This window comes from Pseudomonas sp. TMW22091 (genome assembly GCF_022496705.1).
Lineage (GTDB): Bacteria > Pseudomonadota > Gammaproteobacteria > Pseudomonadales > Pseudomonadaceae > Aquipseudomonas > Aquipseudomonas saxonica.
Genome location: NZ_SCFI01000004.1, coordinates 52,465 through 71,857, shown reverse-complemented (window position 1 = coordinate 71,857; position 19,393 = coordinate 52,465). Strand labels below are relative to the sequence as shown.

16 protein-coding genes are annotated in these 19,393 nt (G+C 55.3%); 12 read left to right on the top strand and 4 right to left on the bottom strand.

The features are described from left to right. Positions 1–26 precede the first annotated feature (26 nt). From EQV93_RS09405 to EQV93_RS09375, 7 genes are all read left to right on the top strand, one after another. Entirely contained in the window at positions 27–542 is a 516-nt protein-coding gene (locus EQV93_RS09405) for a DUF2059 domain-containing protein (RefSeq protein WP_122783278.1), read from the top strand. An 11-nt stretch (positions 543–553) separates the two neighbouring features. Then, positions 554–850, top strand: a complete 297-nt coding sequence (locus tag EQV93_RS09400; RefSeq protein WP_122783279.1) for a BolA family protein — start codon at positions 554–556, stop codon at positions 848–850. Between the two features lie 367 nt (positions 851–1,217). Then, positions 1,218–2,156 (top strand): oxygen-dependent tRNA uridine(34) hydroxylase TrhO, encoded by a 939-nt coding sequence (gene trhO, locus EQV93_RS09395; RefSeq protein ID WP_122783280.1) that lies wholly within the window; start codon positions 1,218–1,220, stop codon positions 2,154–2,156. A gap of 2 nt (positions 2,157–2,158) precedes the next feature. Beyond that, positions 2,159–2,791, top strand: coding sequence for a DsbA family protein (locus EQV93_RS09390; protein ID WP_240891439.1), 633 nt, complete (start codon positions 2,159–2,161; stop codon positions 2,789–2,791). Positions 2,792–2,810: 19 nt separating this feature from the next. Further along, positions 2,811–4,601: an ABC transporter ATP-binding protein gene (locus EQV93_RS09385; protein WP_240891565.1), complete on the top strand. Its 1,791-nt coding sequence runs from the start codon at positions 2,811–2,813 to the stop codon at positions 4,599–4,601. A gap of 134 nt (positions 4,602–4,735) precedes the next feature. Next, a complete protein-coding gene (locus EQV93_RS09380; protein WP_122783283.1) occupies positions 4,736–7,195 on the top strand; it encodes an EAL domain-containing protein in 2,460 nt (819 codons plus the stop codon). 44 nt (positions 7,196–7,239) lie between these two features. Beyond that, entirely contained in the window at positions 7,240–8,025 is a 786-nt protein-coding gene (locus EQV93_RS09375; RefSeq protein ID WP_240891438.1) for a TenA family transcriptional regulator, read from the top strand. 81 nt (positions 8,026–8,106) lie between these two features. On the opposite strand, the gene EQV93_RS09370 is transcribed toward EQV93_RS09375, so the two are convergent. The 4 genes from EQV93_RS09370 to EQV93_RS09355 form a co-directional block, all read right to left on the bottom strand. Next, on the bottom strand, positions 8,107–8,847 hold the full coding sequence (locus tag EQV93_RS09370) for a YciK family oxidoreductase (RefSeq protein ID WP_240891437.1): 741 nt from the start codon (positions 8,845–8,847) through the stop codon (positions 8,107–8,109). Between the two features lie 36 nt (positions 8,848–8,883). Next, complete coding sequence (gene mupP / locus EQV93_RS09365) at positions 8,884–9,555, bottom strand: N-acetylmuramic acid 6-phosphate phosphatase MupP (protein WP_146426297.1); 672 nt, start codon at positions 9,553–9,555, stop codon at positions 8,884–8,886. A gap of 3 nt (positions 9,556–9,558) precedes the next feature. After that, complete coding sequence (gene ubiG, locus EQV93_RS09360; protein ID WP_122783287.1) at positions 9,559–10,257, bottom strand: bifunctional 2-polyprenyl-6-hydroxyphenol methylase/3-demethylubiquinol 3-O-methyltransferase UbiG; 699 nt, start codon at positions 10,255–10,257, stop codon at positions 9,559–9,561. 62 nt (positions 10,258–10,319) lie between these two features. Further along, positions 10,320–11,651, bottom strand: a complete 1,332-nt coding sequence (locus EQV93_RS09355; RefSeq protein WP_240891436.1) for a TRZ/ATZ family hydrolase — start codon at positions 11,649–11,651, stop codon at positions 10,320–10,322. A gap of 108 nt (positions 11,652–11,759) precedes the next feature. Here EQV93_RS09355 and mtnA point away from each other — a divergent pair, with 108 nt between their 5' ends. From mtnA to hisC, 5 genes are all read left to right on the top strand, one after another. Then, positions 11,760–12,836 (top strand): S-methyl-5-thioribose-1-phosphate isomerase, encoded by a 1,077-nt coding sequence (gene mtnA, locus EQV93_RS09350; protein ID WP_146383748.1) that lies wholly within the window; start codon positions 11,760–11,762, stop codon positions 12,834–12,836. Between the two features lie 386 nt (positions 12,837–13,222). Next, complete coding sequence (gene gyrA, locus EQV93_RS09345; RefSeq protein WP_146383747.1) at positions 13,223–15,886, top strand: DNA gyrase subunit A; 2,664 nt, start codon at positions 13,223–13,225, stop codon at positions 15,884–15,886. Positions 15,887–16,081: 195 nt separating this feature from the next. Further along, on the top strand, positions 16,082–17,167 hold the full coding sequence (serC, locus tag EQV93_RS09340; protein WP_122783291.1) for a 3-phosphoserine/phosphohydroxythreonine transaminase: 1,086 nt from the start codon (positions 16,082–16,084) through the stop codon (positions 17,165–17,167). Beyond that, entirely contained in the window at positions 17,167–18,261 is a 1,095-nt protein-coding gene (pheA, locus tag EQV93_RS09335) for a prephenate dehydratase (protein ID WP_122783292.1), read from the top strand. Before serC ends, pheA begins: the two co-directional genes overlap by 1 nt. 12 nt (positions 18,262–18,273) lie before the next feature. Beyond that, entirely contained in the window at positions 18,274–19,386 is a 1,113-nt protein-coding gene (hisC, locus tag EQV93_RS09330) for a histidinol-phosphate transaminase (RefSeq protein WP_122783293.1), read from the top strand. Positions 19,387–19,393: the final 7 nt, after the last annotated feature.

Here is a 19,393-nt window from a genome sequence, read left to right as displayed (position 1 = left end):
CTCGTTTGCTAGATAAAGGAAATTCGATGACCCGTCTACGCGCCATCTGTACTGCAGTTGCTCTGGTATGCGCCAGCGGCCAGGTTTTTGCCGATGCTGCCAGCCATGCAGCCAGTGCTGAAACATTCCTGAAGCTGGCGCATGCCGACAAGCTGGGAACGCCGGTCTACATGCAAGTGCAGCAAATGTTTGCTCAACGTTTTGAACAAACCAAAGCACCTGCAGCCAAGAAAGCTGTTTTGGAAACCTACCAAGCCAAAGCCAACACTGCTCTGGACCAAGCGATTGGCTGGGACAAGCTGAAGCCGGACATGGTCAAGCTGTACACCACCAACTTCAGCGAATCCGAACTCAAGGATCTGGTTGCTTTCTACCAGTCTCCATTGGGCAAGAAGGTCCTGGAAAAAATGCCGCAACTGACTCAACAATCGGCACAGATGACTCAGGCCAAGCTGGAAAGCGCAGTGCCGGTAGTCAACAAGCTGTTGGCTGACATGACCGCCGAGCTGGAGCCAAAAGCGGCCCCGGCCAAAAAGAAGTAAGCGGAGCCTGAATGAGCATGCAACAACGTATTGAAACGACGCTGAACGCGTTGCACCCCGAGCATTTGAGCGTGCTGGACGAGAGTCACATGCACAGTCGCGGGCTTGAAACGCATTTTAAGGCCGTGGTGGTCAGCGAGCAGTTTGTCGGGCTCAATAGCGTCAAGCGTCACCAAAAGGTTTACGCCACTCTGGGTGACTTGATGGGCGAATTTCATGCGTTGGCCTTGCACACGTACACGCCTGAAGAATGGGCGAAAATCGGCACAGCACCGGCTTCGCCGACCTGTGCCGGCGGTGGGCACTAAGTCGTCTTTTTGCTAGAATCCGCACGCGCCGCTGTAGGGTCTGTTGGAGCTTCATTGAGACCGCGACGAAAGCTCACGTGGTGCAGGGCAAGGCGCGAGCAGCGTAGTTTGGTTGTTCCAAATAAGCTGCGAGCAACGTCGCCCTGCGCCACGTGAGCTTTCGTCCCTTCGGGTCGCGTGTCAAATTTCGCCAGGCTGCGTTGCAGGGTTTTAGAAGGGAACAACCATTCTCTTCACCCTGCGTCTTGCCTGGCAAAATTTGACCCAGCGACGCGGCTCCCAATGAAGCGCCAACAGACCCTGACTGGCGCGTTTTTTTTGCATCCGGTTTGCCCTTTACGAGGGTAGCCACCTGGAGAGATTCACAATGACTGCACCGATTGTTGTAGCTGCACTGTATAAATTCGTCACCCTTGAAGATTATGTCGAACTGCGCGAACCCTTGCTCAAGGCCATGGTTGATAACGGCATCAAGGGCACCTTGCTGATTGCCGAGGAAGGCATCAACGGCACGGTTTCGGGCAGCCGTGAAGGAATTGACGGTCTGATGGCCTGGCTCAAGAGCGATCCGCGGATGGTCGATATTGACCACAAGGAATCCTACTGCGAAGACCAGCCGTTCTATCGGACCAAGGTCAAACTGAAGAAAGAAATCGTGACCCTCGGTGTAGAAGGCGTAGACCCGAACAAAAAAGTCGGAACCTATGTCGACCCCGAGAACTGGAACGCGCTGATCAGCGACCCAGAGGTCTTGTTGATTGATACCCGTAACGACTACGAAGTCTCGATTGGCACGTTTGAAGGTGCCATCGATCCGAAAACCACCAGTTTTCGCGAGTTTCCAGACTACATCAAAGCCAACTTCGATCCGGCCAAGCACAAGAAAGTCGCCATGTTCTGCACCGGTGGCATTCGTTGTGAAAAAGCCTCGAGCTACATGCTCAGCCAGGGTTTTGACGAGGTCTATCACCTTAAAGGCGGGATTCTGAAGTACCTCGAAGAGGTGCCGCAGGAAGAAACCAAGTGGCAAGGTGACTGTTTCGTGTTTGATAACCGTGTAACGGTGCGCCACGACCTCACCGAAGGCGAGTACGATCAGTGCCACGCCTGCCGCACGCCGATCAGTGTTGCCGAGCGTGAATCCGAGCACTATCAACCCGGTATCAGCTGCCCGCATTGCTGGGACACGTTGAGCGAAAAAACCCGTCGCAGCGCCATTGATCGTCAAAAACAGATCGAACTGGCCAAGGCCCGCAACCAGCCGCATCCGATCGGTCACAACTACCGTAAATCGGCCGAGGCCTGAGTATGTCCGCGCGCTTGCTCTATGTAATGGACCCAATGTGTTCGTGGTGCTGGGGCTTTTCGCCAATCGCCGAAGCATTGGTTGAGCAGGCGCGTGCCAAAGGTGTGGCGCTGCACGTGGTCGTAGGTGGTTTGCGCACTGGCAGCGCGTCTCTGGAACCGGCCAAGCGCCGCTACATTCTTGAGCACTGGCAGGCCGTCAATGAGGCCACCGGGCAGCCGTTTACCGTTGAGGGGGCATTGCCCGAAGGCTTTGTTTACGACACGGAGCCCGCTTGCCGAGCGCTGGTAGCAGCCCGTAGCCTGGCGCCGGAGTGTGCCTGGAAATTGGTCAAGCTCATCCAGCATGCCTTCTATGTTCAAGGACGTGACGTCACCCAGGCCAGCGTGCTGGTTGAGTTGGCTGAAACCGCGGGCGTGTCGCGTATTGATTTTGCCGCAGCCTTTGATAGCGCTGAGCAACAGGCTGCCACCGCGGCTGACATTGCCTGGGTGCAGGATTTGGGGATAGCCGGTTTTCCCACATTGTTGGCAGAGCATAATGGCCAACTTGCTTTATTGACCAACGGCTATCAGCCGCTGGAACCCCTTGCTGATCTGCTCGGCCGCTGGTTAGAGCGCGCTGCGAGTGTCTGATACAAAGGATTTACCTCTGATTAACTCGGCACCCGATCGGCTGACATGGGTCGAAATCAGACGTTTGGCCCTGCGCAATAAAAAAGCGTTATGGATTGCCAATGGCGTTGCGGTGCTGGCTACGCTATGCAGCGTGCCGATCCCATTGCTCCTGCCTTTGTTGGTTGACGAAGTGTTGTTGGGTCATGGCGATGCAGCGCTCAAGGTCATGAATCACGCGCTGCCCTCTGCGTGGCAAACCTCGGTCGGTTACATCGGTCTGATGCTGGTCGTGACGCTGTTGCTGCGCAGCGGCGCATTGTTGTTTAACGTGCTGCAAGCCCGGCTGTTTTCAAGGCTGGCCAAAGATATTGTATTGCGCATCCGTCTACGTCTGATCGAGCGCTTGAAACGTATTTCGCTGGCCGAGTATGAGAGTTTGGGCAGCGGAACGGTCACCACGCATTTGGTCACCGACCTCGACACCCTCGACAAATTTGTCGGGGAGACGTTGAGCCGTTTTTTGGTGGCAATGCTCACCCTTGTAGGGACTTCGGCGATTTTAGTGTGGATGCACTGGCAACTGGCGCTGGTCATTCTGCTGTTCAATCCGCTGGTCATCTATGCAACGGTGCAGCTCGGTAAGCGGGTTAAGCACCTTAAAAGGCTCGAGAACGACAGCACTGCACGCTTCACCCAGGCATTGACTGAAACCCTCGACGCCATTCAAGAAGTACGGGCGGGCAATCGTCAGGGCTTCTTTTTGGGGCGCTTGGGCCACAAGGCCAAAGAAGTGCGCGATTTTGCCGTCGCCTCGCAATGGAAAAGCGACGCTTCAAACCGCGCCAGTGGTTTGTTATTTCAGTTTGGCATCGATATTTTCCGTGCGGCTGCAATGCTCACGGTCCTGTTTTCTGACCTGTCGATTGGTCAGATGCTGGCCGTGTTCAGTTACCTGTGGTTCATGATTGGTCCTGTTGAGCAATTGCTTAATTTGCAATATGCGTTCTACGCTGCAGGGGGAGCCATTACGCGCATCAATCAGTTATTGGCGCGTGCGGATGAGCCTCAATACCCCGGGGGCAAAAATCCGTTTGCCGGTCGCGAGACAGTGTCCATTGAAGTGCGTGACCTGAGTTTCAGCTATGGCGAAGAACTCGTGCTGGACCACCTGAACCTGACCATCGCACCGGGTGAGAAGGTCGCCATAGTGGGCACCAGCGGTGGGGGCAAAAGCACCTTGGTGCAATTGCTTCTCGGGCTGTATACACCGCAGTCTGGCAATATTCTTTTTGCTGGCGAAAGCCAGTCGTCCATTGGCCTTGAAACCATCCGCGAGCATGTCGCGGTCGTCCTGCAACATCCTGCGTTATTCAATGATACGGTGCGCGCCAATCTGACCATGGGCCGTGAGAGAACCGATGCGGCTTGCTGGCGGGCACTGGAGATCGCCCAGCTGGATGGCACCATACTGAATCTGCCCCAGGGGCTCGACAGTATCGTTGGTCGCTCGGGTGTGCGCCTCTCTGGTGGTCAGCGTCAACGCCTTGCGATAGCCAGAATGGTGCTGGCCGACCCCAAAGTCGTGATTCTCGATGAGGCCACCAGTGCTCTGGATGCCGAGACGGAATACAACCTGCATCACGCTTTAGGAAAATTCTTGAGCGCTCGCACGACTTTGATCATCGCTCACCGTTTATCTGCGGTAAAACAGGCAGACCGTGTTCTAGTATTTGATGGCGGGCGCATTGCCGAAGACGGCGATCATCAACAACTGATTTCCGAGGGCGGTCTCTACGCCAAGCTGTACGGCCATTTGCAGCAAACTTGATGGCGAGGCACACAGGCTTATTTTGATCTGTGCGGCACGACTCCTTGTCATAAATGTCAGAAATTAGCCTAGGCTCAGCGGTGTTGAGGCTTTTTCTCTGGTTTTCATTGGGTAGTTTGAAGCAAAGGGAACTCATGAAGCAAAAACGTGCTCTCGGTACGCCACGTTTATTGGGAATCGTCTGGCCTTTTATTGCGGTCGTGCTGTTTCAGGCGCTGTTAGGTTGTATGAGTCTCTACATGCTCTCTGCGGTGAGAGGCTATGTTGCAGGTGAAAGTCTGTGGAGCAAAGGCCAGAAAGACGCCATCTACTACCTCAATTTATATGCTGATAGTCGTGATCCAGTTATTTTCGAGAAGTATCAGCAAGCCATTAGAGTTCCGGAAGGCGGGCACCGCTTGCGCGTTGCCCTTGATCAATCTCCGCCTGATCTGCAAGCAGCCCGTGAAGGTATTTTGCAGGGAGGTAATAATCCGGACGATGTGTCGAGCATCATTTGGTTTTATCGTTATTTTCGTAACTTCAGTTACCTGAATACGGCCATCGAGAAGTGGGCCGTGGGTGATGATCACCTGATTCGACTCAACGACTTGGCCCAAAAGATGCGCGGGCTCATTAACAGTCATCAAGTCAGTGAGGATGACGTCAAGCGTTGGAAGTCCGAGATTTACGCCATCAATGAAAGTGTCACGCCGGCGGCGAAAGCATTTAGCGATGCTTTGGGTGAGGGTTCGCGCTTTATTTTGCAGTTACTGGTGTTTATCAATCTGGCTACAGCGCTGGGTTTGATCATTCTGGCCTTGTTGCGCACTCACAAAATTCTTGCCCAAAGCCGCGAGTTTGCCGAAGCGCTGCAAGTGGAAAAAGAGCGTGTACAGGTCACTCTTGAGTCCATAGGTGATGGTGTAATCAGTACCGATGTGAACGGCTCTATTGTTTACATGAACCCGGCGGCTGAACAACTTACACACTGGAAGTCCGAGCAGGCACGGGGTGTTCCTCTGGCGGCATTGTTCAAATTGCTCGACGAGCATGCGCTGGATGATGGGTTCAAGCTGATAGACCACATTCTCAGCGGACAGTTGGGCAATAGCAGTGAGCATTCCAAGCTGATTCAGCGCATGGACGGCAGTACTGTTTCCGTAACGCTGGTGGGTGCGCCGATCCTTCATGCGGGCACTGTCAGTGGGGCAGTGCTGGTGTTGCATGACATGACGCGAGAGCGCCAATTCATTGACAATCTGTCGTGGCAGGCAACCCACGATGCCCTAACCGGATTGGCCAACCGCCGTGAGTTTGAATATCGCCTTGATCTGATCCTGCAAAATCTGTCGCGTCAGCAAGGCCGACACGCGTTGATGTTTCTTGATCTGGACCAGTTCAAGCTGGTTAATGATACGTGCGGTCATGCGGCAGGTGATGAACTGTTACGCCATATTTGTGCGGTATTGCAGTCCGGTTTGCGCGAAGGCGATACGCTGGCACGCCTTGGCGGAGATGAGTTCGGCATCCTGCTAGAGAATTGCCCTGCTGATGCTGCAGAAAAGATTGCCGAAGGCTTGCGCCAGACGGTGCAAAGTTTGCACTTCGCCTGGAAGGGCCGCCCGTTTTTGAACACGATCAGCATTGGTCTGGTTCATATCCATCAGGCCCCGGTGACGCTGGAGACTTCGATGCGGGCCGCCGATATGGCGTGTTACATGGCTAAAGAGAAAGGTCGAAACCGGGTTCAGGTTTATCATGCCGATGATTCGGAGCTGTCTTTGCGTTTTGGTGAGATGGCTTGGGTTCAACGCTTGCATGTGGCGTTGGAAGAAAACCAGTTTTGCCTTTATTCGCAGGAAATCGCTCTGCTCAATCATGAGCATGAGGACTCAGGGCATATCGAAATCCTCCTGCGATTGCGCGATGAAAAAGGCGGCATGATCATGCCTGACAGTTTTATTCCCGCGGCTGAGCGTTATGGGTTAATGACATCAATTGACCGATGGGTAGTCGAAAATGTATTCAAGACTATTTCCAGCTTTACGGCACTCAACCCGGGCCAGCCTATGGTCATGTGTGCGATCAACTTGTCGGGCACAACCATTGGTGATGAAGACTTTCTGGCGTTCTTGCATGAGCAGTTCGAGTGTTATGGGGTTGCCCCCGAGCGCATATGTTTTGAAATCACCGAAACCAGTGCAATTGCCAATTTAGGCAGCGCTATTCGTTTTATCAATGAGCTAAAAGGGTTGGGCTGTCATTTCTCTCTCGATGACTTTTGCGCAGGTATGTCTTCTTTCGCCTATTTAAAGCATTTGCCGGTCGACTTTTTGAAAATAGATGGGAGTTTCGTCAGGGACATGCTTGACGACCCCATTAATCGGGCGATGGTTGAGGTGATTAATCACATCGGGCATGTTATGGGTAAACGGACTATTGCCGAATTTGTCGAAAACCCGCAAATTGAGCATGCTTTGGCCGAGATCGGTGTCGATTATGCTCAAGGCTACAACGTTGAGCGTCCGCGCGAATTTACGCGCGACAGTTTGCGCTGTCGGCCTAGGCGCCCTAAGGCTTTTGCTTTGAAGTCACCGGGCACATTACGTTAAGTGCTGCCCTGTTTTGCAAATCACCTCTCAGAAGGAACCCGATAGTGATCGATGCATACGAAAGAACTGGGCCTCTCATGGAAGCGACCAGCTATCCGCAATGGGCTCAAAAGCTGATCCGCGATTGCTATGAAAGCAAGCGCAGGGTTGTTGAGCACGAGATATTCCAGCGAATGCGCGACAACACGCTTAGCGCGAAGACCATGCGTATGTATCTCATTGGGGGTTGGCCAGTCGTTGAGCAGTTTTCGTTGTATATGGGTCATAACCTGGGCAAAACCCGATATGGACGTCATCGCGGCGAGGACATGGCTCGACGCTGGTTGATTCGCAACATTCGTGTGGAGCTTAACCATGCGGATTATTGGGTGCATTGGGCAAAGGCGCATGGTGTAAGTCTTGAAGACATGAATGCGCAAGATATCCCGGCTGAATTCCAGGCCTTGAACGATTGGTGCTGGCATAGCTGTGCAACAGATTCGTTGGCTGTTGCCATGGCGGCGACCAACTACGCGATCGAAGGCGCGGTGGGTGAATGGGCTGCGGTGGTGTGCTCTAAAAACGTTTACGAAGAATCATTCCCTGAAGAGGGTCGTAAACGCACCATGAAGTGGCTGAAGATGCATGCTCAATACGATGACGAGCACCCATGGGAGGCGCTTGAAATTATTTGTACGCTGGCTGGGATGAATCCCAGTGAAGCGCTGCAAACCGAGCTGCGTAAAGCCATCTGCAAGAGCTATGACTACAAGTATCTCTTTTTGCAGAGCTGCCTTGAGTTCGAAAAAAAGTCGGTTGTCCGTGAGTCGCATCTCTTGGCGGAAGCCTGAGACGTTTTAAAGGCTTTTTTACATCAAAAAAAACCGCAGGTTGCGTGATTCGCGACCTGCGGTTTTTTGTTTGTGTTGCAGTTATTGGGCGTCGAATGCTTGACCGTTGATCCCGGTACTGTCCGGGCCCATCAGGTACAGATAAACCGGCATGATCTGGTGCGGCTCCGGATTGTTTTGCGGGTTTTCCCCTGGGTAAGCCAGGGCCCGCATGCTGGTCCGGGTGGCGCCAGGGTTGATGCTGTTGGAGCGTACCGGGGCGATAGAGTCGACTTCGTCCGCCAATGTTTGCATCAGCCCTTCGGTGGCAAACTTGGAAACGCCATAAGCGCCCCAGTACGCACGGCCTTTGCGGCCCACGCTGCTGGAGGTAAATACTACGGATGCATCCTGTGAAAGTTTTAGCAGGGGCAGCAGGGTGCTGGTGAGCATAAACGTGGCGTTGACGTTCACATGCATCACGCGCATGAAATTCTCGCCAGACAGTTGCTCCAGTGGTGTGCGCGGGCCAATGATGGATGCATTGTGCAGCAGCCCGTCCAGGTGGCCGAACTCACGCTCGATCATAGCCGCCAGTTCGTCATATTGGTGAGGCTGAGCCGTTTCTAGATTGAACGGGATAACCGCCGGTTGCGGGTGGCCGGCAGCTTCAATTTCATCGTAAACCTCAGTCAGATTGGCCTCGGTTTTACCCAGCAGCAACACGGTTGCGCCGTGTGCGGCGTAGGTTTTAGCCGCAGCAGCACCAATGCCGCGGCCTGCGCCGGTAACCAGAATGACCCGACCCTGAAGCAGGTTGGGGCGTGCGCAATAATCAAACATAAAGACCCTCAGCAGAAAACAGGAGTGGCGCGCTGGTCAGCAGCTGCATACGGCGTTATCCAGCACTTTGCGCAACTCGCTCGGATGATCGACGACTACATCGGCGCCCCAATGGCTAGGGTTATCGTCCGGGTGAATATAGCCAAAACGTACGGCAGCCGTTTTTGTGCCTGCATCGCGACCTGACTCAATGTCGCGCAAGTCATCGCCCACAAACAACACACTGGCCGGATCAAGACCGAGCATTTTGCAGGCCAGAATCATGGGCTCGGGATCAGGCTTGCTGTGCGTGACATGATCCGGGCAGATAAGCAGGGCAGAGCGCTGTGCCAGCCCCAGGCGCTCCATGATCGGCTGCGCAAAGCGCAACGGTTTGTTCGTGACCACGCCCCATACCAGGTGCGCTTTTTCGATATCGGCCAACAACTCTTCCATGCCATCAAACAACTTGGTGTGAACAGCGCAGTCGTGCTGATAACGATCCAGAAACTCCAGGCGCAGTTCTTCAAAACCTGGCGCCTGCGGGTCCATGCTGAAAGTGGCTGCAACCATGGCGCGAGCGCCGCCAGAAATCTCGTCGCGGATCAGCTTGTCGGCAATGGGAGGCAGGCCACGCTCGGCGCGCATGGCCTGACAGATAGCGATAAAGTCTGGCGCGGTGTCGAGCAGGGTGCCGTCCATGTCAAAAAGAACTGCTCTTAAACGCATGTATTACTCCTCTCGCAGGGTTTGAATCATGTAGTTGACATCAACGTCGGCGGCCAGCTTGTAATGCTTGGTCAGCGGGTTGTAAGTCAGGCCAATGATGTCTTTGACACTGAGGCCGGCCTGGCGGCTCCATGCGCCCAGTTCGGAAGGGCGAATGAATTTTTTGAAGTCGTGAGTCCCGCGCGGAATCAACTTCATGATGTATTCGGCGCCGATAATCGCGAACAGGTAAGACTTGGGGTTGCGATTGATGGTCGAGAAAAATACTTGGCCGCCCGGTTTGACCATGCGGTAGCAGGCACGAATCACTGATGCTGGATCAGGAACGTGTTCGAGCATCTCTAGGCAAGTCACAACGTCAAACTGTTCTGGCATTTCTTCTGCCAACGCTTCGGCCGTGATCTGGCGGTAGTCAACATTTACGCCAGATTCGAGTTGATGCAGTCGTGCCACCGCCAGCGGGGCCTCGCCCATGTCGATGCCCATGACGGTTGCGCCGCGTTGAGCCATCGACTCGCTCAGGATTCCGCCGCCACAGCCCACGTCCAGCACTTTTTTGCCGGCCAGTTGTACGCGCTCGTCAATCCAGTTAACGCGCAGCGGGTTGATGTCGTGCAGTGGCTTGAACTCGCTTTCGCGATCCCACCAGCGATAGGCAAGCGCCTCAAATTTGGCGATCTCGGCGTGGTCGACGTTGCTCATGGGTAAATCCTCAAAAACTAAAAAAACAGGCAGTGCTTAGGGGGCGTAGCCCTGACACTCAATCAGTGAGTATGGCTGCTAATACGCTCACCCCAGGCTTTGGCGGTTGCGCAGAGCTGTTGCTCGTCCATTCGGGTCAGTTTGCCATTATTTAACAGGTGTTTGCCTGCGACCCACAGATGTTTTACGCAATCACGGCCGGTGGCATAGATCAATTGTGACACAGGGTCGTACACCGGCTGCTGGGCAAGGCCACTTAAGTCGAATGCGACCAGGTCTGCCGCCTTGCCTAGCTCGATTGACCCGACTTCACTTTCAAGGCCCAGTGCGCGAGCTCCATTGAGGGTGGCCATGCGCAATGCCCGGTGCGCATCCAGTGCCGTGGCAGAGTTGGCGACAGCTTTGGCAAGCAGCGCTGCGGTGCGAGTTTCGCCCAGCAGGTCGAGATCGTTATTGCTCGCTGCACCGTCAGTGCCCACGGCAACATTGATCCCCGCCAGCCACAGGCGTTCGACCGGGCAAAAACCGCTGGCCAACTTCAGGTTGGACTCAGGGCAATGGATCACGCTGGCATTGTTTTCTACCAGCAGACTAAGGTCTTCATCGCTGATTTGCGTCATGTGTACAGCCTGGAAGCGCGGTCCAAGCAAACCCAGCCGGGCGAGGCGGGCCATCGGGCGCTCGCCGTAAACGTCAATGGATTGCTGAACTTCGAAGGCAGTTTCGTGCACGTGCATTTGAATCGTCGCATCGAGTTCATCAGCAATCACCCGGACTTTTTCCAGGTTTTCGTCACTCACGGTATAGGGCGCGTGCGGGCCAAAAGCGATTTTGATACGCGGGTGGTACTTCAAGTCACCAAAGAGTTCGATCGCCTGACGCAGGGCTTCATCTGCCGAGCTGGCTCCGGGCACCGCGAAGTCGAGAATGGGGATGGCGATTTGCGCGCGTATGCCGCTGTTATGGACGCGCTCGGTGGCGGTTTTGGGGTAGAAGTACATGTCGCTGAAACAGCTGATGCCGCCCTTGAGTTGCTCGGCAATGGCCAGGTCGGTGCCGTCCCGTACGAAGTCTTCATCGACCCACTTGCCCTCGGCGGGCCAGATGTGGTCTTGCAGCCACGTCATCAGGGGGAGGTCATCGGCCATGCCTCGAAATAGCGTCATTGCTGCATGACCGTGGGCGTTAATCAGGCCAGGGCTGAGCAGCATGTCGGGCAGTTCGCGGGTTTCGATAGCCGTGTGTTTCAGCGCTTCTTCACGCGGGCCAATAAATACGATGCGTCCGCCTTCAATGCCTACGCCGTGATCCTTAAGCACAACTCCGGCGGGTTCAACAGGTACTAACCAGGTGGGCAGCAACAGCAAATCGAAGGAGAGAGGCTGGATAGGCATAAATGCGGCTTCCGGAGCTAAATAAAAAGGAGGCGAAGTATACCCGAGCGTCTGAAAGGCGGGACCGTTATAATCGACGGTTTTGTATCTGGGTAAATAGGGGAAAGCATGCGCGATCGACTGTTGGCGGCAGAAAAAGTTAAGGCCATCGATTGGCGGGGCGAGGCCCTGTACCTGCTGGATCAGCGCATTTTGCCCTTTGAAGAAAACTGGTTGTCATTCACCAATGCCGAAGGTGTGGCCAAGGCCATTCGCGACATGGTTGTGCGTGGCGCGCCTGCCATCGGTATTGCTGCCGCCTACGGGATTGTATTGGCGGCTCGTATACGCAAGGCCGCGGGTGGTGACTGGGTTGCGGCGCTGGAAGCGGACTTCACGGTGCTGGCAGACTCGCGACCCACCGCAGTGAACCTGTTTTGGGCGCTGAATCGCATGCGCGATCGACTGAATCGCATCCAGCACAGTGCCGATGCTCTGCGCGTGCTTGAACTAGAGGCGCTGGCTATTCATGAGAGTGACCGTGAGGCCAATCTGACAATGGCGCAGCTGGGCGTCGATGTGATTCGCCGGCACCAAGGCAATGCGCAAACGGTATTGACCCATTGCAATACGGGCGCATTGGCTACCGGTGGTTTTGGCACGGCGTTGGGGGTGATTCGGGGTGCCTGGCTCGAAGGCATGATTGAGCAGGTCTACGCCGACGAAACCCGGCCCTGGTTGCAAGGCTCACGTCTGACCGCCTGGGAATTGGCCAATGAGGGCATTCCGGTGATCCTCAACGTCGATTCTGCAGCGGCGCACATCATGAAAACCAAAGGTGTGACCTGGGTGATTGTGGGCGCAGACCGAATCACGGCCAATGGCGATGTGGCCAATAAAATTGGTACGTATCAATTGGCCGTTAACGCCATGCATCACGGTGTGCGCTTTATGGTGGTGGCCCCCAGTTCGACGATCGACATGGAGCTGGCCACTGGCGAAGACATTCCGATTGAAGAGCGTGAAGGCGCTGAGCTGCTGAATGTGGGGGGCAAGCGAGTAGGTGCTGATGTTCAGGCTTTCAACCCGGTGTTCGATGTCACCCCGGCTGATCTTATTGACGTGATCGTGACCGAGAAAGGCATCATTGAGCGCCCGGATGCGGCCAAGCTCGCCCAGTTGATGTGTCGCAAGCGGTTGCATTAAACCCTGACCCGGTCGTCGTTGCCGAAGATTGCGAAGGGTTGCATGGCAACCCATTGCGTGAAGATCCTGCTGCCACTTTTCGCAGTCTTTGGCATCGACTACGGGCTTCAAATCGCCTTCAGAGTCCTCCTGAGGCCTCTCAGGCCTATAAACGGCTGAATTACTACGCTCCATGCGCATCACAGGGATAGGTGCGTGGCGGCGTTTGTGATAACATTCGGCGGTTTCCAGGGTTGCCCGTCAAGGGTGCCCTTAATGCGCAAATCCGTGACATAACGTATTGATTTGTCGTAAGTCGCTGTATGGCACATGGTCAGCAGTGGCGAGCTTCGTTGATCCCGAATGGATGTGGCGAAGTTTCACCCGAAAAAGGAATCAGGCTTCTCATGGGCGAACTGGCCAAAGAAATCCTCCCGGTCAATATCGAAGACGAGCTGAAACAGTCCTACCTCGACTACGCGATGAGCGTAATTGTCGGGCGCGCACTGCCTGATGCACGTGATGGCTTGAAGCCCGTGCACCGGCGAGTGCTGTTCGCGATGAGCGAACTGAATAACGACTGGAACAAGCCGTACAAGAAATCTGCCCGTGTGGTCGGTGACGTAATCGGTAAGTATCACCCACATGGTGATACCGCGGTTTACGACACCATCGTTCGAATGGCTCAGCCATTCTCCCTGCGCTACCTGCTGGTAGACGGTCAAGGCAACTTCGGTTCGGTCGACGGCGACAACGCTGCTGCGATGCGATACACCGAAGTACGTATGACCAAGTTGGCCCACGAACTGCTGGCCGACTTGCATAAAGAAACCGTGGACTGGGTGCCGAACTACGACGGCACGGAAATGATCCCGGCTGTCATGCCAACGCGCATTCCCAACTTGTTGGTCAACGGTTCCAGCGGTATCGCTGTGGGCATGGCCACCAATATCCCGCCGCACAACCTCGGTGAAGTCATCGATGGTTGCCTGGCGCTGATCGACAACCCGGAACTGAGCATCGATGAACTGATGCAGTTCATTCCGGGCCCGGACTTCCCGACGGCTGCGATCATCAACGGTCGCGCCGGCATCATCGAAGCCTATCGCACCGGTCGTGGCCGTATTTACATGCGCGCCCGTTCGATGATCGAAGACATCGACAAGGTCGGTGGTCGTCAGCAGATCGTCATCACCGAACTCCCTTACCAGTTGAACAAGGCGCGCTTGATCGAGAAGATCGCCGAGCTGGTTAAAGAGAAGAAGCTCGAAGGTATTACCGAGCTGCGTGACGAGTCCGACAAAGACGGCATGCGTGTTGTCATTGAATTGCGTCGCGGCGAAGTGCCGGAGGTTATTCTCAACAACCTGTACGCTCAGACTCAGCTGCAAGCGGTGTTCGGTATTAACATCGTTGCCCTGATCGACGGTCGTCCGCGCATCCTCAATCTCAAGGATCTGCTTGAAGCATTCGTTCGTCACCGTCGCGAAGTGGTTACGCGTCGTACGGTATTCGAGCTGCGCAAAGCCCGTGAGCGCGGTCATATCCTTGAAGGCCAGGCCGTTGCCCTGTCCAACATCGATCCGGTTATTGCGTTGATCAAAGCCTCGCCAACCCCGTCTGAAGCCAAGGAAGCGCTGATCAGCACGCCTTGGGAATCAACGGCAGTTGTGGCCATGGTTGAACGTGCTGGCGCCGATTCTTGCCGCCCAGAGAACCTTGATCCGCAATACGGCCTGCGCGACGGCAAGTACTTCCTGTCGCCAGAACAGGCTCAAGCGATTCTCGAGTTGCGTCTTCACCGCTTGACCGGTCTGGAGCACGAAAAGCTGCTGGCCGAGTATCAGGAAATTCTCAACCAGATTGGTGAGTTGATCCGCATCCTCAACAGCGCTGTGCGTCTGATGGAAGTGATTCGCGAAGAGCTGGAAGTCATCCGCGCTGAATATGGCGACGTGCGCCGTACTGAAATCCTTGATCATCGTCTCGACCTGACGCTGGGCGACATGATTCCGGAAGAAGAGCGCGTTGTGACGATTTCCCATGGCGGCTATGCCAAGACTCAGCCACTGGCTGCGTATCAGGCACAGCGTCGCGGCGGTAAGGGTAAATCAGCGACTGGCGTCAAGGATGAGGACTACATTGCTCACCTGCTGGTTGCCAACAGTCACACCACGCTGTTGCTGTTCTCCAGCAAAGGCAAGGTGTACTGGCTCAAGACGTATGAAATCCCTGAAGCTTCCCGTGCAGCTCGTGGTCGGCCGCTGGTCAACCTTCTGCCGCTGGATGAGGGTGAGTACATCACCACCATGTTGCCGGTCGAGGAATACACCGAAGGTCACTTCATCTTCATGGCAACCGCTAATGGCACCGTGAAGAAGACCCCGCTGGAATCCTTCAGCCGTCAGCGTAGCGTCGGCTTGATCGCGCTGGAACTGGACGAAGGTGATGTGCTGATCAGCGCCGCTATCACGGATGGCGAGCGCGAAGTCATGCTGTTCTCCGACGGCGGCAAGGTTACGCGCTTCAAAGAGTCTGACGTGCGTGCAATGGGTCGTACGGCTCGTGGTGTGCGCGGCATGCGCCTGCCAGAAGGTCAGAAGCTTATTTCGATGCTGATCCCGGAAGAAGGTAGCCAGATTCTCACTGCTTCGGCACGTGGTTATGGCAAACGTACGCCGATCAGTGAGTTCCCTGAATACAAGCGTGGCGGTCAGGGTGTCATCGCCATGGTCAGCAATGAGCGTAACGGCCGTTTGGTCGGTGCGGTTCAGGTGCAGGACGGCGAAGAAATCATGCTGATTTCCGATCAGGGCACACTCGTTCGTACCCGTGTTGATGAAGTGTCGAGCCTGGGTCGTAACACTCAGGGCGTCACCTTGATCAAACTGGCCAGCGATGAAACGTTGGTAGGGCTTGAGCGAGTTCAGGAGCCGTCGGAAGTCGAGGGTGAAGAGCTTGAAGGCGAAGGCGAAGGTGGTACTGAGCTCGAAGGCGAGACCGTTCGCGACGGTCTTGATGATGAGCAGCCGCTAGAGACAGGCGCTGACGAAGAGCAGCCGCAGGAATAAGCGGACACACAGGGGGCGGATGAAGATTCGCCCCCTTGTTGTATGTGCGCAGCGAGCGTGCTGGCGATGACTGACTAACACTCAACATCCATGCTGACTGTTACACCGCTATCACAAGCAGGCTCGATCGTGCGCTCAATGATGTGCCGCCAACCAATTAATTGCGTGACCCACCAAATCAGAGCGAGAGTGGATGTGAGCAAACGAGCCTATAACTTCTGCGCAGGTCCTGCTGCGCTCCCTGAAGCTGTCCTGTTGCGGGCCCAGTCAGAATTGCTTGACTGGCATGGCAAGGGCCTGTCGGTCATGGAGATGAGCCATCGAAGCGATGAGTTCGTGTCCATTGCGACCAAGGCTGAGCAGGATTTGCGTGACCTGCTGTCTATTCCCTCGAATTACAAAGTGCTGTTCCTGCAGGGCGGCGCGAGCCAGCAGTTTGCCCAGATTCCGTTGAATCTACTGCCCGAAAGCGGTACTGCCGACTACATCGATACCGGTATCTGGTCGCAAAAAGCGATTGAAGAAGGTTCGCGCTTTGGCCACATCAATGTGGCGGCCAGTGCCAAACCTTACGATTACTTTGCGATTCCGGGCCAGAACGAGTGGAATCTTTCCAAGAATGCTGCGTATGTCCACTATGCGCCCAACGAAACCATCGGCGGCCTGGAGTTTGACTGGGTTCCAGAAACGGGCGATGTGCCACTGGTTGCAGACATGTCTTCGGACATTCTGTCGCGTCCGATTGATGTGTCGCGTTTTGGGATGATCTACGCCGGTGCCCAGAAAAACATCGGCCCGAGCGGTATTTTGGTCAACATCATTCGTGAAGACTTGCTGGGCCGTGCCCGGTCGATTTGCCCGACGATGCTGGACTACAAGGTCGCAGCCGACAATGGCTCGATGTACAACACGCCGCCGACACTGGCCTGGTATTTGTCCGGCCTGGTGTTTGAGTGGCTGAAAGAGCAGGGTGGAGTTGAAGCAATCGGCAAGCTCAATGAAGTCAAAAAACGTACGTTGTATGACTTTATTGATGCCAGTGGCTTGTACAGCAACCCGATCAACACCCCTGATCGTTCGTGGATGAACGTGCCGTTCCGCCTGGCGGATGACCGTCTCGACAAGCCGTTTCTGGTGGGTGCCGAGGCGCGTGGGTTGTTGAACCTCAAGGGGCATCGCTCAGTGGGCGGAATGCGCGCTTCGATTTATAACGCTGTAGACATCAATGCGGTTAACGCGCTGGTGGCTTACATGGCAGAGTTCGAAAAGGAACACGGCTAATGTCCGAGCAAGAACTCAAAGCGCTGCGCGTACGCATCGACAGCCTGGACGAAAAAGTTCTGGAGCTGATCAGTGAGCGCGCTCGCTGCGCACAAGAAGTGGCGCGCGTCAAAATGGCTTCGCTGGCTGAGGGTGAAGTGCCGGTCTTTTATCGCCCGGAGCGTGAAGCTCAGGTGCTCAAGCGAGTCATGGAACGCAACAAGGGGCCGTTGGGCAACGAAGAGATGGCGCGTTTGTTCCGCGAAATCATGTCGTCCTGCCTGGCGCTGGAGCAGCCGCTGAAAGTGGCTTATCTGGGCCCTGAAGGCACCTTTACTCAAGCGGCGGCGATGAAGCACTTTGGTCATGCTGTGATCAGCAAGCCAATGGCGGCCATTGATGAGGTGTTCCGTGAAGTCGCAGCTGGCGCTGTCAATTTTGGCGTGGTGCCGGTTGAGAACTCCACCGAGGGGGCTGTGAACCACACGCTGGACAGCTTCCTTGAGCACGATATGGTGATTTGCGGCGAAGTCGAGCTGCGTATCCACCACCATTTGCTCGTAGGTGAGAACACCAAGACCGACAGCATCAGTCGTATTTACTCCCATGCGCAGTCATTGGCTCAGTGCCGCAAATGGCTGGACGCGCATTACCCGAATGTCGAGCGTATTGCTGTATCAAGCAATGCCGAAGCGGCCAAGCGGGTCAAGGGTGAGTGGAATTCGGCGGCCATTGCTGGCGATATGGCGGCGGGCTTGTACGGCTTGACCCGTCTGGCCGAGAAAATCGAGGATCGCCCGGATAACTCCACGCGTTTCTTGATGATTGGCAACCAGGAAGTGCCGCCGACCGGCGATGATAAAACCTCGATCATTGTATCGATGAGTAACCGTCCGGGCGCTTTGCATGAATTGCTGGTGCCATTTCACGAGAACGGCATCGACTTGACGCGTATCGAGACGCGGCCTTCGCGTAGCGGTAAATGGACCTATGTATTCTTCATCGATTTTGCTGGCCATCACCGCGACCCACTGGTCAAAAGTGTTCTGGAACAAATCAGTCAAGAAGCCGTGGCGCTTAAAGTGTTGGGTTCCTACCCGAAAGCGGTTCTGTGAGGCAGTCATAACATGAGCGGTGATTTTCTCGCCCTGGCGCAGCCGGGCGTACAACAACTTTCTCCATACGTCCCGGGCAAGCCTGTGGATGAGCTGGCGCGTGAGCTGGATATAGACCCGGCGACCATTGTCAAACTGGCGAGTAATGAAAACCCTTTGGGCGCGAGCCCCAAGGCGCTGGCAGCCATTCAAGGCGAGCTGGCCGAGCTGACGCGTTATCCAGACGGTAACGGCTTTGCTCTCAAGAGTCTGTTGTCTAGCCAGTGTGGCGTGCAGCTGGACCAAGTCACGCTGGGTAATGGCTCGAACGATATTCTGGAGCTGGTCGCGCGCGCGTATCTGGCGCCGGGCTTGAATGCGGTCTTCAGTGAGCATGCGTTCGCTGTGTATCCAATCGTCACTCAGGCCGTGGGGGCTGATGCGCACGTGGTGCCAGCCAAGGACTGGGGGCACGACCTTCAGGCCATGCTCAAGGCGATAGACAACAATACCCGTGTTGTTTTTATTGCGAACCCGAACAACCCAACGGGAACCTGGTTCGATGCAAATGCGCTGAATGAGTTTTTGCAGGATGTGCCTGAGCGCGTGCTGGTGGTGCTGGATGAGGCCTATATCGAGTACGCCGAGGGTGGCGAGCTGCCAGATGGTCTGGAGTTTCTCTCGGCTTACCCCAACCTGCTGGTTTCACGTACGTTCTCCAAGGCTTACGGCCTGGCAGCCTTGCGTGTGGGTTACGCGCTGTCGAGCGCCGTGGTGGCGGATATATTGAATCGCGTCCGTCAGCCCTTCAATGTGAATAGCTTTGCACTGGCTGCGGCCTGTGCCGCGCTGCAGGATGCCGACTATCTTGCAGAAAGCCGTCGTCTTAACGACGCGGGTATGCACCAACTACAGGAAGGTTTTCGCGAGTTGGGCCTGGGCTGGATTCCGTCCCGGGGCAATTTTATTGCGCTGGATCTCGGTCAGTTGGCCGCTCCTGTGTATCAAGGCCTGTTGCGTGAAGGCGTCATTGTGCGCCCGGTGGCCAATTACGGCATGCCGAACCACTTGCGTATCACCATAGGTTTGCCGGCCGAGAATGCTCGCCTTCTTGAAGCGCTGGCCAAGGTCCTTGTTCGTGGTTGATGTCATG

What these genes read in the sequence shown, in the direction of transcription:
- EQV93_RS09405 (WP_122783278.1), top strand. Translation starts at nt 27, where the DNA reads ATGACCCGTCTACGCGCCATCTGTACTGCAGTTGCTCTGGTATGCGCC.
- EQV93_RS09400 (WP_122783279.1), top strand. Translation starts at nt 554, where the DNA reads ATGAGCATGCAACAACGTATTGAAACGACGCTGAACGCGTTGCACCCC.
- trhO (WP_122783280.1), top strand. Translation starts at nt 1,218, where the DNA reads ATGACTGCACCGATTGTTGTAGCTGCACTGTATAAATTCGTCACCCTT.
- EQV93_RS09390 (WP_240891439.1), top strand. Translation starts at nt 2,159, where the DNA reads ATGTCCGCGCGCTTGCTCTATGTAATGGACCCAATGTGTTCGTGGTGC.
- EQV93_RS09380 (WP_122783283.1), top strand. Translation starts at nt 4,736, where the DNA reads ATGAAGCAAAAACGTGCTCTCGGTACGCCACGTTTATTGGGAATCGTC.
- EQV93_RS09370 (WP_240891437.1), bottom strand. Translation starts at nt 8,847, where the DNA reads ATGTTTGATTATTGCGCACGCCCCAACCTGCTTCAGGGTCGGGTCATT.
- mupP (WP_146426297.1), bottom strand. Translation starts at nt 9,555, where the DNA reads ATGCGTTTAAGAGCAGTTCTTTTTGACATGGACGGCACCCTGCTCGAC.
- ubiG (WP_122783287.1), bottom strand. Translation starts at nt 10,257, where the DNA reads ATGAGCAACGTCGACCACGCCGAGATCGCCAAATTTGAGGCGCTTGCC.
- EQV93_RS09355 (WP_240891436.1), bottom strand. Translation starts at nt 11,651, where the DNA reads ATGCCTATCCAGCCTCTCTCCTTCGATTTGCTGTTGCTGCCCACCTGG.
- mtnA (WP_146383748.1), top strand. Translation starts at nt 11,760, where the DNA reads ATGCGCGATCGACTGTTGGCGGCAGAAAAAGTTAAGGCCATCGATTGG.
- gyrA (WP_146383747.1), top strand. Translation starts at nt 13,223, where the DNA reads ATGGGCGAACTGGCCAAAGAAATCCTCCCGGTCAATATCGAAGACGAG.
- pheA (WP_122783292.1), top strand. Translation starts at nt 17,167, where the DNA reads ATGTCCGAGCAAGAACTCAAAGCGCTGCGCGTACGCATCGACAGCCTG.
- hisC (WP_122783293.1), top strand. Translation starts at nt 18,274, where the DNA reads ATGAGCGGTGATTTTCTCGCCCTGGCGCAGCCGGGCGTACAACAACTT.